The organism is Actinoplanes sp. NPDC051388 (genome assembly GCF_055586225.1).
Map to the genome: position 1 here is coordinate 21,301 of NZ_JBVJIP010000011.1, position 12,956 is coordinate 34,256.

The window sequence follows — 12,956 nt, forward strand, 5'->3', positions numbered from 1 at the left end:
CCCCCAACATTCTCCTGCTCGTGGAGGCACCATGAGGTCCCGCGTCATTGGCGCCGCGCTTGTCGGCCTCGGATTCCTGGCGTTGGTGTTCGCCGGCGGCCTGGTGCTCATCATCGCGCCCAAAGTGGAGCAACTGCCCTACGACATGGAGCGCACCCAGTCGGTCGCCGAGGCGCCCAACGCGACCTTCATGCAGATCACCAACGGTGCGGCAAAGATCAACACCGGCACGCTGCGGTCCACGGTGACCGTGCAGGCGGACACCAAGGCGACCGCCGCGCTGGAGGGCCCGCTCGACGGGAACGCGCTGGTGTGGCTGGTCGGGCAGGAAGTGGTGCGCACCGACACCAACGACCTGGTCCTCGCGTACAGCACCTCGCTGGCGGTGGACCGGCGGACCGCCGCGGCGCAGGCCTGGGACAAGGACTGGCTGGACACCGGCAACGACCGGCAGAGCATCGACTACGCCGGTCAGATCTACAAGTTCCCGTTCGGCACCGAGCGGCGGACCTACGACATCTTCGACCGCGACATCCTGAACACCCAGCCGGCCCGCTTCGTGCAGACCGAGCAGATCGAGGGGCTGGAGACCTACCAGTTCACCCAGCAGATCACCGACGGCCGCCAGCAGTTGCCGGCCGACCGGCTGCAGGTGATCCTGAGCCAGCTGACGCCCGGCGCGACGTCCGGCGAGGTCGTCTACCGAAACACCCGCACGGTGTGGGTGGAGCCGACCACCGGGCAGTACATCAAGGTGCAGGAGCAGCAGCACAAGGACCTGGTGGCCGACGACGGCCGGTCGGTGACCATCCTGGACGCGACGTTCACCTACACCCCCGAGACGATCAGCGCGGCGGCCGAGACCGCCAAGTCCAACCGCCAGCAGCTGCGGCTGGTCACGTTCTGGGCGCCGATCGTGCTCGCCGTGCTCGGCCTGGCCCTGGTGATCGTGGGCTTCGTGCTGGTGGGGCGCCGCCCGAGCACGGACGGCACGCCGACCCAGCGGCGCGGCAGTGCCCGGCACGCCAAGTCCGACCCGGACCGCACCGACCCGATCCCGGCCGACCCGGCCCGGAGCAAGGCCGAGTGACACGCTCGTTCAGACGTTGAAGGTGACGCCGGTGAGGCGTTCGCTTTCGTGCCACAGCGTGGCGCCGGTGGCCGGGTCGTCTGCTCCGCGGGGCAGCCGGGCCGGCTTCGGCGTGCCGGAGTCCTGGCGGCGTCCGGCCGGCCCGATGAACGACCCGCTCGGCACTTCCGCGTTGGTCGCCGCGTAGCCCGAGGGCCACGCGGCGCCCTCGGGTGAGCCCATCGCCAGCCTTCCGAGCACCGGCATCATCAGGCGGGAAGCGGCGCCCTGGGAGTGCCGCTGCAGGTTGGTCAGGGCAGCACCGGGATGCACGGCGACCGCGGTCATCGGCGTGCCGGCCAGCCGACGGGCCAGTTCGGTGGTGAACACGATGTTGGCCCGCTTCGACTTCGCGTAGGCGCTCATCGGCCGGTACTTCCGCTCGCTCAGCAGATCGGTCAGCTCGCCGCTGCGCCAGCGGGCGGCGATCGCGCTGACCGTCACCACGCGGGCCGCCGACGCCGAGCGCAACGCGGGCATGACCTGGGCGGTGAAGGCGAAGTGGCCCAGGTGGTTGGTGCCGAAGGTCATCTCGAACCCGTCGGCGGTGGTCTGCCGCTCGGCGATGTTCATCACGCCGGCGTTGTTGACGAGCACGGGATCCTGAGACGAAGCGGCAGCGGCTGCTCGATGCGGCGCTGGAGGAGTTCGCCGCCCACGGGGTGGCCGGGGCGCGGGTCGACCGGCTGGCGAAGCGGGCCGGCATCAGCGCCGGACTGGTCTACTCGTTCTACGAGAACAAGGACGGCCTGTTCGAGGCGGTCTTCGACCTGATCGTCGAGCAGACCGTCACCGCCATCCCGATCGATGCCGACGACCTCGGCGAGTACGCCGGCCGCCTCTGCGACGCCGGCACGGCCCACCCGGATGTGCTGCGTTTCGTCGCCTGGTACCAGCTCGAACGCGGCCGCCGGGCCGCCGTGGTCGAGGCTGTCCGCCGCCTGACCGGTCGAGATCGTCCGGATCATCCGGACGCTCGACTTCGGACAGACGCCTGAACCGGCCGGACCCGTCCGGATCCATCCGAGAACCCTTCCGGGTCGCCCGCACCCGCCGACACGCTCCTCGCCGAGATCAATCGGAGCGGGGAGGCAAGGGTGCGAATCACGAGAAACGTCCGGCGGGCCGTGGCGCTGACGGTGGCCACGGTCCTGGCATCGACCGGGATGGTGCTGGGACAGCAGCAGGCTGCATCGGCGGCGGTCAACTCCGCCACCGTCTACTACTGGAACGACACTCTGCTGGAGGTCTTCCGCCGGCAGGGAGGCGGGCCCGGGCCGCTGGCCCGGGGCGCCGCGATGATGCACGGCGCCATCTTCGACGTGGCGAACTCGGCACAGTGGTCGCGGCAGAACCTGGTGGGTGCCGGCTATGACCGGGCCTTCGCGCTGCTCGTGCCGGATCCGGCGGTGAACGACGACCTGGCCGCCGGCATGGTCGCCCGGAACATGCTGATCGACGCCTTTCCGGCGCAGAGCACCTACATCCAGCAGCGGTACACCCAGCGACACGGCTCCGCCACGCAGCCGGCGGCGGTGTCGTTGGCCGATCAGGAGACGGCGATCGTACGGGAGAACCGGGCCAACGACGGCTCGGCGGCAACGGTGAACTACCCTCCGGGCACCGTTCCCGGCGCATGGCGGCCAACCGGCAACGGGTGTGCCGCGCCGGTCGATCCGCAGTGGGGCAGGGTGCGGCCCTTCGCGCTGTCGTCGCCGTCGCAAACTCGGCGTCCGCTGCCCGGTGGATACACCACGTACCCCGCCCTGCTCGCCAGCTCCCTCTACGCGGCGCAGGTCAACGAGGTGAAGTCACTCGGGAAGAACACCTCCACCACGCGTACGGCGGACCAGACCCAAGCCGCGCATTTCTGGGCGAACGACGCGGACGGCACCTACAAGCCGCCGGGGCAACTTCTCGACCACACGCGCGTCGTCGCGCAGGCCCGGCTGACCAATCCGATCCAGATCGCGCGGCTCTTCGCCATGGCCTCGTGGGCGATCGCCGACGCCGCGATCGCCGCCTGGGACCACAAGTTCGAGACACCGATCGACCTGTGGCGGCCGGTCACCGCGATCCAGCGGGCCGCCGAGGACGGCAACGCCGCGACCGTGCCGGACACCGCCTGGCAGCCACTCGGCGCCACCCCGTGCTTCCCCGCCTGGACCTCTGGGCATGCCACGCTGTCGGCCGCCTGGGCCGGGGTGATGAACACGGTGATCGGCACGAGTGTCGGCTTCACCGGCGGCACGAACGACCCGAACGCGGTCGGTGTGACTCGGACGTTCAGCACCTTCAACCAGGCCGCGATCGAGAACGCCCGGAGCCGGATCTATCTGGGCGTGCACTATCAGTTCGACGCCGATGACGGGCGGGCCAGCGGCGGAGCGGTCTTCACCGTCGTGTCCACCACCCGGTTCCGGGCGATGAACTGCAACGTTCCCTGCTACTGACCGAGATCCATCCGGGCTGCGCCTCGTCGCCGCGGGCGGCGGGGCGCAGCCGCGCGCGGCGCCGCCGTGACCGTCACCGCCGCCGCGTAGAGCCGCAACAATTCCGCCATCGCGTAGCGCGCCGGCCCCACGGTCTCCACCAGGTGCACGGCGACCAGCGTGTCGAGCTGCCGCAACACCTCCGCGGGCGGCAGCCCGGTGGCGCGGACCGAGTCGTCGACCCCGAAGTCCGGCTCGGGTGCGGCGGCGAGCCGCTGGAACACCAGCCGGGCGCCGGTGGGCAGGATCGAATAGGAGCGGTGAAACGATGCCGCCAGTCCCGCGCTCTCCTCACCGGCGATCGTGAGGTTGGCCAGCCGATCATCCTCGAGCTGCCGCACGTAGGTCTGGATCCGGCAGTCTGGGCGGTCGCCGAGGTGGGCGGCGGCGATCCGCACGGCGAGCGGCAGGTGTCCGCACAGCCGGGCGAGCCGCCTGGCCGCCTCGGGCTCCGCGGCCGGCCGCGCGTCGGCCAGCAGCGTGCCGAACAGGCGCACGGCGTCCGCCGAGGTCAGCGGCGGCAGGGTGACCCGGCGGGCGCCGTCCTGAGCGACCAGCGCGGACATTCGGTTGCGGCTGGTCACCACGGTGCTGCAACCGGGACCACCGGGGAGCAGCGGGCGGATCTGCTCGGCGTCCCGGGCGTCGTCGAGCACGATGAGCAGCCGGCGGGTGTAGGTCAGCGACCGATACATCCCGACCCGCGCGTCCAGCCCGGCCGGCATATCGGACTCGGCGACGCCGAGCGAGGTCAGCAGGCGGGGAAGAACCTCAGCGGCGGTCAGCGCCCGATGGGGCGCGGTACCCAGGGCGACGAAGATCTGCCCGCCGGGGTACCGCCCGGCGGCGCGATGCGCCCAGTGCACCGCGAGCGCGGTCTTGCCGACTCCCGGGCCACCGACGATCGCCGTGGGCGCGCCGCAACGCCCGCCCGCGCCGCCGTCGCGGTGCGAGGCGTCCAGCTGAGTGAGCACGTCCTGCCGGCCCATCAGGTGCGTGATCTCGGCCGGGAGCTGCCGGGGCACGGCGGCGTCGGCCCGGCCCAGCCACGGCCGGGCGATGTCGTCGAGGCTCGCGTCGATCCGCCGCCACGCCTCCTCCCAAGCCCCGATCTCGGCCGGGCGAGCGTCGCAGGCACGCACGAACGCCCGGACCACCTCCCATCGTGGCAGGGTGGATCGGGCCGGCCGGACGGCATCGGCGAGGGTGCTGTCCGGCACAGCGCACCGGCGGCTCATGGCCGCGAACGACGGGTTCCCGGCCCATCGTTTGACCTGCCGCAGACAGGCCACGAATTCCGTCACGGTGTGCGCCGTCAACGGATTCGGTGCCCGTTGCCCCCGTTCTCCCCCGAATGAACTGTGGGCGGTCATGACTCTCCTCCGTGATCCCACCGTTCCCCCGCGGAATCACCGACGACCTTGTGGAAATGTACCCAAGACTGTCGCACAGGGGTTCGACAATGCGTAGGAGGACCGTGTGCCACCTGCGCGGTTGTGCGGCAGCAACCAACGCGCTTGGCCGTAGAAAGTCCATTCCCCAAAGCATTGGTCCAACATGGAGGATGACGCAAAAATGGACCCGGCGGCGGCGGGCAGACGCTGCAGCCGGAATGGCCGGGGAAGCCGTCGCCGTGGTTGAATCGGGCGATGCACGTCGGTCAGAGCCGCGCGGCGGTGACCCGGCCGGACCGGCGGGTCAGCCTCGACGACCTCGGCGCGTGGCTGCTGAAGGGCAACGCCGACCACACCGACCTGCTGGGCCGCTTCGCCCGCGACCCCCGGGTGACCAGGTGGTGCCTGCAACCCAGCTACCGGCTCGACCTCATGCGCGCGGGTCAGCCGGTGCTGTTCTGGGCCAGCGGCAGCCGGCGGCGCGGCACCGCGTACGGAATCTGGGGTTGGGGTCGTCTTGCCGGCAGACCCGAACGTGACGCCGCCGATGGCGGGTGGTCGGTGCCGCTCGATCTGGCCATCGCCGATCCGGCCGGCCGGCTCCCCCGGCAGTCGCTGCGAACCGATCCGCGGCTGGCCGATCTGGAGGTGCTGCGGCAGCCGCAGGCGGCGAACCCGTCGTTCGTCACCGTGCGGCAACTCGCCGCGATCCGCGAGCATCTCCCCGCGTCCGGCGGGATGTGACATACGGCAGGCAGGCAGGCAAGGCCGGTCGGCGGGGCGGACGCGCAGACCAGCGTGCGTCACCGAGTCACGACGGGTGGGTGCCGGGCCGGGCCGGCGGCGGGACGGCCCGGCACCCGGTCGGCGCTCACCGGGTGAAGCGTGCCAGGAAGCCCTTCTTCACCTCGCTCGCGCGCTGCTGCTCGCCCGCGAGCGAGCTGACCACGATGAGCGCGCCGGTGATCGCCGGCACGGCCCACTGCAACACCGACAGCTGCTTCTGCGCCTTGGCGACGTCGTCCGGCGTGCTGGTGGCGGGTTCGGTGCCGGCCAGCGCCGGCACCGAGGTCTCGTCGTTCACCTTCCGGCCCAGCAGCCGGCTGTACCCGGTCACGGCCAGAGCGGCCACGGTCAGGCCCGTCTTCGCCAGCGCGGTCGCGCCCGCGCCGCGCTGGGCGACCAGCCGCGTGCGGTTGCCGACGAGCTCGCCGATGCTGCCCGCCAGGTGCGCGCCGATGGCGGCCGCGTTGACCGGCGTCCACTTGTTCCAGCCGGTGTTCGCCACCCGGCCGGTGCCGTTGGCCGTGTCCGCCTGGGCGGCGGCCGGGTTGAGCGCGACGGCGTTGGCCAGCGTGCCGCCGAACCAGGCGGCCAGGCCGACATCATGCAGAGATCGGGAAAGAGTGTCCTTCGCCACGGTGTCCTCCAAAGTACGAGTTGCGGTCCCGGCTGGGCTACCCCGCCTGCCCTGCTACACCGATTCAGCTCCCGGGTGACGTGCCTCATCGGACCGGGCGGCCAGCCGTTCGCGCTGCGGCACGACCGTGTAGCGCGGGTCCCGCGCCGAGGCGACGCCGCCCTCGAAGATGCCGAACCGGGTGGCGAGGGAGGCGGCCAGCAGCGATGCCCCGGACAACGCGGACACCACCCGGCTGCAGCGCCCGAGCACGGCGCCGGCCACGCCCGCGATGGTGAGCACGCGGGCGGCCCGCAGCAATCGACCCGGCCGGCCCTGCCGGTAGGGCTCGCTCAGCAGACCCTTGGACTCCTCGATCCGGTGGGTGGCGTACAGCTCCAGGGCGGCGCCGCACACGGCCAGCCGGCGCGCCGGTCCGGCCTGCTCGACCGGCGCGGCGATCAGTCCCACCGCGGCCCCGCTGGCCAGGGCGCTGCCGGCGAACACGAACGGCAGCTCCGGATAGGCGGCGTGCCAACTCGGCGTGGCGGTGTCGGCCAGCAGCACCGCGGTGTAGGTGGCCAGCGCGGGCGCGGCCACCGCGGCGCCGTACTGGCCCGCGGTGCCCAGCGGCGGCAGCACCGCCCGGGCCAGGCCCGGCACGCCGTGGCGCGGCAGCATCGGGGCCGCCTCGGCGACCGCCGCGACCCCGGCGCCGAGCGCGAAGGCGCTGAAGATCCAGGTGCCCATCGACATCGGTGACGTCGGCTTCGCGACCCGCAGCATGTGCAGGAAGCGTTCCGGCCGGCCCAGGTCGTTGACGAGGAAATAGGTGCTGGCTCCGACGGCGCCGAGGACGGTCAGCCGGCCGGCCCGCCGCAGCGCGGGCCGGCCGGTCGCGTCGCCGCCGGCCGCCAGCAGCGCGGAGCCGGCCGCCAGGCCACCGGTGAACAGGTATGCCGCGATGTCGTGCCGCCAGACCGGCGCCTTGACGATCGGCCGCCCATAGTAGGAGCGGAAGTCGGCCGGTGGCACCATCGGCCGGTCGCCGCCGCCGCGCCGCCGTGCGGGGCTCATCGGCGCCGCCCCAGGAACGCGACCACGACGGACGCCGCCATCGCGAGGGCCGCCGCGCCGGCGTGCTTCCACATGGCCGGCAGGTCGCGGGTGGTCACCACCGGGTCCGGCGGCAACCCGTACACCTCCGGCTCGTCGAGCAGCAGGAAGAACGCGCCGTCCCCGCCGACGCCGTCCGCCGGGTCGTGGCCGTACAGCCGGGCCGAGCTCTCGCCCTGCTGGTGCAGGCTCTCCACCCGGTGCGCGGCGCGGGCGCGCAGCTCGTCGAGTTCGCCGTACTGAATGGACTCGGTGGGGCAGGCCTTGGCGCAGGCCGGGGTGAGACCGTCGCCGATCCGGTCGTAGCAGAGCGTGCACTTCCACGCGCGGCCATCGTCCTTGCGCTGATCGATGACGCCGTACGGGCACGCCGGAATGCAGTAGCCACAACCGTTGCAGATGTCCTCCTGCACCACCACGGTGCCGAACTCGGTGCGGAACAGCGAGCCGGTCGGGCACACGTCGAGGCAGGCGGCATGGGTGCAGTGCTTGCACACGTTGGACATCATCAGCCAGCGGAAGTCGGTGCGCGGGGCGTCCATGGTGCGGCCCGGCAGGTCGGTGCCCGGCATCCCGAGGAACTGGGTGGTGCCGGCGGCGGCGAGCGCGTCGACGCCACGGTCCGCGGCCGGCTGCTCGATGAAGGCGACGTGCCGCCAGGAGTCGGCGCTCAGCCCGCCGGTATTGTCGTACGAGGTGCCGAGCAGGTCGAAGCCGTCGTCCGGGACCAGGTTCCACTCCTTGCACGCCACCTCGCACGCCTTGCAGCCGATGCAGACGCTGGTGTCGGTGAAGAAGCCCATGCGCGGCGGCGCGTCGACGTAACCCGCGTCCGGCGCGGGGTCGAGCGGGCCGTAGAGGCTGTTCGGTCCGGCCACTATGCGGTCTCCTCCGGCTCGTCCTTGGTCACCATCGGCGTGTGGTGGTCCGGCGCCAGGCCGGCCCGGGCGCGGTAGCCGGCCACGAACTCGGCCAGCGCCCGCCCCGTCGGGCGACGGCCGGGCCGGATGTCGCAGGTGCCGACCTTGCTCTCCTGGATCAGCACGTTCGGGTCGAGCGTGATGCCGATCAGGTCGTTGGCGGAGTCGCCGGTGCCCAGGCCCTCGTTCCCCCAGTGGTAGGGCAGCCAGATCTGGTGCACGATCCGGCCGTCGATGCGCAGCGGGGCGAGCCGGTCGGTGACCAGCACCCGCGCCTCGATCGCCGCCCGGGCGGTGACGATGTGCGCCCAGCCGAGATGCTCCAGCCCGCGCTCGCCGGCCAGCTCGGGCGAGACCTCGACGAACATCTCCGGCTGCAGCTCGGTCAGGTATGCGAGCTGCCGGCTCATGCCGCCGGCGGTGTGGTGCTCGGTGAGGCGGCTGGTGGTGAACACGAACGGGAAGACCTCGAAGTGCGGCTCGGGCGCGCTGGGGTTGGTCGGGTTGTCGGACCGCTCGTAGACCTTGCGGGTCGGGTTGGCCTGCTGCAGGTAGAGCGGGTTGCGCACCGGCGACTCGACCGGCTCGTAGTGCGTGGGCATCGGGCCGTCGATCACGCCGCTGGGCGCGTAGAGCCAACCCTTCCCGTCGCCCTGCATGATGAACGCGTCGTCGCCGGAGATCGCCTCCACGCCGGTCGCGCCCTCCGGCGGACGGTAGGACGGCGGCTTCGTCTTCTCGAAGTCGGGCACGTCGTAGCCGGTCCACTCGCCGCTCTGGCCGGCCTCCGGGTCCCACCACACGTACTTCTTGCGTTCGGACCACGGCTTTCCGGACGGGTCCGCGGAGGCGCGGTTGTAGAGCGTGCGGCGGTCCGACGGCCAGGCCCAGCCCCATTCGCGGGCCACCCAGTCCTGCTCGGCGCCGGGCTTGCGGCGGGCCGCCTGGTTGATCCCGTCCTTGAAGACGCCGGAGTAGATCCAGCAGCCGCAGGCGGTGGAACCGTCCGCCTTGAGCGAGGTGAAGTTCGGCACCGGGGCGCCGGTCGCGATGTCGTAGCCGTTGATCTCCCTGAGCACGTCCTCGGCGCTCGGCTCGTCACCGCGCTCACCGTGCAGCGGGTAGTCCCAGCTCAGGTTGAGCAGGCCCTGGTCGCGGGGCAGCGTGGAGCCGGCCAGCCGCTCCCGCACCAGGCGGCCGAGGTGATGGAAGAACCACAGCTCGGAGCGGCAGTCTCCGGGCGGCTCGACGGCCTTCTCCCGCCACTGCAGCATCCGCTGGGTCTGGGTGAAGGTGCCTTCCTTCTCCGCGTGCGAGGCGGCCGGCATGAAGAAGACCTCGGTGCGGCACAGCTCCGGCACGATCTCGCCGGTGGCCACCTCCGGGCCGTCCTTCCAGAACGTGGCGCTTTCGATCATGAACAGGTCGCGGACGACCAGCCAGTCGAGGTTGGCCATGCCCAGGCGTTGCGCCTTGCCGTGCGCGGAGCCGACCGCCGGGTTCTGCCCGAGCAGGAAGTAGCCCTTGATCTTGCCGTCGATCATGTCGAGCACCTGCTGATAGGTGCCGTGGTCGCCGGTGAGCCGGGGCAGCCAGTGGTATCCCCAGTCGTTCTCCGCGGTGGCGGCATCACCCCAGTACGCCTTGAGCAGACTCACCGCATAGGACTCCGCCTCGGCCCAGAAGCCCTGCTGCTCGGGATGCCGGATCGCGTCGATCCACTGCCGGAACGTCTCGTGCTGCTGGAAGTGCGGCATCGGCAGGTAACCGGGCAGCAGGTTGAACAGCGTCGGGATGTCCGTGGAGCCCTGGATGCTCGCGTGTCCGCGCAGCGCCATCACGCCGCCGCCGGGCCGGCCCATGTTGCCGAGCAGCAACTGGATGATCGCGCCGGTGCGGATGTACTGCACGCCGACGCTGTGCTGGGTCCAGCCCACCGAATAGACCAGCGCGGTGGTGCGCTCGCGGCCCGAGTTGGCCGTCCACGTCTCGCAGACCTCGAGAAACTTCTCCTTGGGTACGCCGCAGAGCTGCTCGACGACCTCCGGGGTGTAGCGGGCGTAGTGCCGCTTGAGCACCTGGTAGACGCAGCGCGGGTGCTGCAGCGTGGGATCGCGGGGGACGTCGGCCGGGACCGGCGGGCCGTGCGACTCCTGCTCCAGCCCGGAGGCGGTCTCCCGGTCGGCGTGCGCCTCGTCCTCGTCCTGGGCATCCTCCTCCTGCCCCGCATATGCCCAGCTGGTCTGGTCGTACGTCCCGGTATCGGTGTCGTAGCCGGAGAACAGCCCGTCCAGGTCCTCGGTGTCCTGGAACTTGTCACTGACCAGCGTGGACGCGTTGGTGTACGCCAGCACGTACTCCCGGAAGTCCTTCTCGTTGGTCAGGATGTAGTTCACGATCCCGCCCAGGAACGCGATGTCCGCGCCGGCCCGCACCGGGACGTACCGGTGCGCGAGCGCACTGGTCCGGGTGAACCGCGGGTCGATGTGGATGATCCGGGCACCGCGCTTCTTGGCCTCCACCACGTACTGGAAACCCACCGGGTGGGCCTCCGCCATGTTGGAACCCTGGATGACGATGCAGTCGGCGTTCGCCAGATCCTGGAGGAATCCGGTGGCCCCGCCACGGCCGAAGCTGGTTCCCAGACCGGGAACGGTGGCAGAGTGTCAAATGCGCGCCTGGTTCTCGATCTGCAGCGCGCCCATCGCGGTGAACAGCTTCTTGATCAGGTAGTTCTCTTCGTTGTCCAGCGTCGCGCCACCGAGGCTGGCGAAACCGAGCGTGCGGTTGAGCGGGCGCCCGTCGCCGTCGGCGTCCTCCCAGGTCGACTCGCGGGCGGCCAGCACCCGGTCGGCGATCATCTCCATCGCGGTGTCGAGGCCGAGCTCCTCCCAGTCGGTCGCGAACGGCCGCCGGTAGAGCACCTTGCGCTGCCGCCGGTCGCTGGTCACCAGGCTCTTGCTCGCCGAACCCTTCGGGCACAGGCGGCCCCTCGAGATCGGACTGTCCGGGTCGCCCTCGATCTGGACGACCTCACCGTCCTTGACGAAGATCCGCTGGCCGCAGCCGACCGCGCAGTAGGGGCAGACCGAGCGGGCCACCGCATCGGCGGTCTCGGTGCGGGCCGTCAGCGACCGCGACCGCTCGGACTGCGCGGCGGCGCCGCGGCCCAGCGGGTCCGTGCCGGTGAGCTGGCGGTAGACCGGCCAGCCCTCGATCCATGTGCGGACGCCCACACCTGCACCGTAGACAATCGCGGACCGGCTCGCAGGGTGGTGTTTATCTCGGTTTGCCAGGGGCATCCGGCGAGAGTCGGGCGCTACCTGACCACCAGCGTGACGCCGTCCTCCCGGGCCGGCCGAAGCTCCCCCACCACCGGATGTCCGGGCAGCTCACCGGCGATCAGCAGGCCCCCGGAGGTCTGCGCGTCGGCGAGCAGCAACAGCTCGTCCTCCCCGTGGTCGCCGGCGTCGAGGTGCGGCCGGACCCAGTCGAGGTTGCGCCGGGTGCCGCCGCTGACGAAACCCGCCGCGAGGGCGGCACGAGCACCCTCCAGGTAGGGCACGCTCGCGGCGTCGACATGCGCCGTCACGCCGCTCGCCCGGGCCATCTTGTGCAGGTGTCCGAGCAGCCCGAAGCCGGTCACGTCGGTCGCGCAGACGACACCGGCGGCGACCGCGGCGACCGAGGCGTCGGCGTTCAGCGTCGTCATCGCTTCCACGGCCTGCGCGAAGACCTCCCCGGTGGCCTTGTGCCGGCTGTTCAGCACTCCGATGCCGAGCGGCTTGGTCAGGGTCAGCGGAACCCCGGGCCGGCCGGCGTCGTTGCGCAGCAGGCGGTCGGGGTCGACGATGCCGGTGACCGCCATGCCGTATTTGGGCTCCGGATCGTCGACGCTGTGTCCACCCGCGACGTGGCACCCGGCGGCGCCCGCGGCCGCGAGGCCACCGCGCAGCACCTCGGCCGCCAGCGTCATCGGCAGCACGTCGCGAGGCCAGGCCAGCAGGTTGACCGTCACCACCGGCGTGCCGCCCATCGCATAGACGTCGGACAGCGCGTTGACCGCGGCGATCCGGCCCCATTCATAGGGGTCGTCCACGACCGGGGTGAAGAAGTCGGCCGTGGCGACCACCGCCATGCCCGCACGGATGCGCACCACCGCGGCGTCGTCCCCGTCGTCGAGGCCGACCAGCAGCTCACCGGCGGGCGGCGGACCGGCGGCGGGATCCGGGCGGAGCAGGCCGGACACCACCGCTTCGAGCTCGCCGGGAGGGATCTTGCACGCGCAACCGCCACCGTGGGCGTAGCCGGTCAGTCTGCCGATCGAGGTCGTCGCCATCCGACGACTGTGCCACGCCGGGCGTCCGGCCGCCCGAGGACATATGGTGATCCGCGGAGGCGTTCAGGCGGCTGGTGCCCCTCCCGGTCTTCAAAACCGGAGCGGTCCGGGATCCGGGCCGGGCGGGTTCGATTCCCGTCCGCCTCCGCCACTCGTCGCCCGGGAGA

The 12,956-nt window shown here is 71.7% G+C and carries 10 protein-coding genes, 1 tRNA gene and 1 pseudogene; 5 read left to right on the top strand and 7 right to left on the bottom strand.

Features of this window, described 5'->3' with window-relative positions:
* Positions 1–31: 31 nt before the first annotated feature.
* The gene (pgfA, locus tag ACZ6TI_RS26335) at positions 32–1,090 is read left to right on the top strand and encodes a cell envelope lipid trafficking protein PgfA (protein ID WP_465347818.1); all 1,059 of its coding nucleotides are present in this window, start codon (positions 32–34) and stop codon (positions 1,088–1,090) included.
* Positions 1,091–1,099: 9 nt separating this feature from the next.
* On the opposite strand, the gene ACZ6TI_RS26340 is transcribed toward pgfA, so the two are convergent.
* On the bottom strand, positions 1,100–1,726 hold the full coding sequence (locus tag ACZ6TI_RS26340; protein WP_465347819.1) for an SDR family NAD(P)-dependent oxidoreductase: 627 nt from the start codon (positions 1,724–1,726) through the stop codon (positions 1,100–1,102).
* 65 nt (positions 1,727–1,791) lie between these two features.
* On the opposite strand from ACZ6TI_RS26340, the gene ACZ6TI_RS26345 reads away from it, so the two are divergent.
* The gene (locus tag ACZ6TI_RS26345) at positions 1,792–2,127 is read left to right on the top strand and encodes a TetR/AcrR family transcriptional regulator (RefSeq protein WP_465347820.1); all 336 of its coding nucleotides are present in this window, start codon (positions 1,792–1,794) and stop codon (positions 2,125–2,127) included.
* Between the two features lie 99 nt (positions 2,128–2,226).
* Complete coding sequence (locus ACZ6TI_RS26350; RefSeq protein ID WP_465347821.1) at positions 2,227–3,582, top strand: vanadium-dependent haloperoxidase; 1,356 nt, start codon at positions 2,227–2,229, stop codon at positions 3,580–3,582.
* On the opposite strand, the gene ACZ6TI_RS26355 is transcribed toward ACZ6TI_RS26350, so the two are convergent.
* Positions 3,576–4,925, bottom strand: coding sequence for an NB-ARC domain-containing protein (locus ACZ6TI_RS26355; RefSeq protein ID WP_465347822.1), 1,350 nt, complete (start codon positions 4,923–4,925; stop codon positions 3,576–3,578). The two genes, ACZ6TI_RS26350 and ACZ6TI_RS26355, sit on opposite strands and share 7 nt — an antisense overlap.
* 345 nt (positions 4,926–5,270) lie before the next feature.
* Between ACZ6TI_RS26355 and ACZ6TI_RS26360 the strand changes: the two genes are divergently transcribed.
* Complete coding sequence (locus tag ACZ6TI_RS26360) at positions 5,271–5,759, top strand: hypothetical protein (protein ID WP_465347823.1); 489 nt, start codon at positions 5,271–5,273, stop codon at positions 5,757–5,759.
* A 127-nt stretch (positions 5,760–5,886) separates the two neighbouring features.
* On the opposite strand, the gene ACZ6TI_RS26365 is transcribed toward ACZ6TI_RS26360, so the two are convergent.
* The 5 genes and pseudogenes from ACZ6TI_RS26365 to selD all read right to left on the bottom strand — a co-directional run bounded on the left by ACZ6TI_RS26365 (position 5,887) and on the right by selD (position 12,789).
* Complete coding sequence (locus ACZ6TI_RS26365) at positions 5,887–6,435, bottom strand: hypothetical protein (protein WP_465347824.1); 549 nt, start codon at positions 6,433–6,435, stop codon at positions 5,887–5,889.
* A 54-nt stretch (positions 6,436–6,489) separates the two neighbouring features.
* A complete protein-coding gene (nrfD, locus tag ACZ6TI_RS26370) occupies positions 6,490–7,491 on the bottom strand; it encodes an NrfD/PsrC family molybdoenzyme membrane anchor subunit (RefSeq protein ID WP_465347825.1) in 1,002 nt (333 codons plus the stop codon).
* Positions 7,488–8,408, bottom strand: a complete 921-nt coding sequence (locus tag ACZ6TI_RS26375) for a 4Fe-4S dicluster domain-containing protein (protein WP_465347826.1) — start codon at positions 8,406–8,408, stop codon at positions 7,488–7,490. The genes nrfD and ACZ6TI_RS26375 overlap by 4 nt, the downstream gene beginning before the upstream one ends.
* 20 nt (positions 8,409–8,428) lie before the next feature.
* A pseudogene (gene fdh / locus ACZ6TI_RS26380) lies at positions 8,429–11,686 on the bottom strand (formate dehydrogenase); the annotation flags it as partial.
* 83 nt (positions 11,687–11,769) lie between these two features.
* On the bottom strand, positions 11,770–12,789 hold the full coding sequence (gene selD, locus ACZ6TI_RS26385) for a selenide, water dikinase SelD (protein ID WP_465347827.1): 1,020 nt from the start codon (positions 12,787–12,789) through the stop codon (positions 11,770–11,772).
* Positions 12,790–12,844: 55 nt separating this feature from the next.
* Here selD and ACZ6TI_RS26390 point away from each other — a divergent pair.
* Positions 12,845–12,940 (top strand) — tRNA-Sec (locus tag ACZ6TI_RS26390).
* Positions 12,941–12,956 lie beyond the last annotated feature (16 nt).

Excerpts from the sequence above, each read along its gene's own strand:
- pgfA (WP_465347818.1), top strand. The coding sequence starts at position 32 with ATGAGGTCCCGCGTCATTGGCGCCGCGCTTGTCGGCCTCGGATTCCTG.
- selD (WP_465347827.1), bottom strand. The coding sequence starts at position 12,789 with ATGGCGACGACCTCGATCGGCAGACTGACCGGCTACGCCCACGGTGGC.
- ACZ6TI_RS26360 (WP_465347823.1), top strand. The coding sequence starts at position 5,271 with ATGCACGTCGGTCAGAGCCGCGCGGCGGTGACCCGGCCGGACCGGCGG.
- nrfD (WP_465347825.1), bottom strand. The coding sequence starts at position 7,491 with ATGAGCCCCGCACGGCGGCGCGGCGGCGGCGACCGGCCGATGGTGCCA.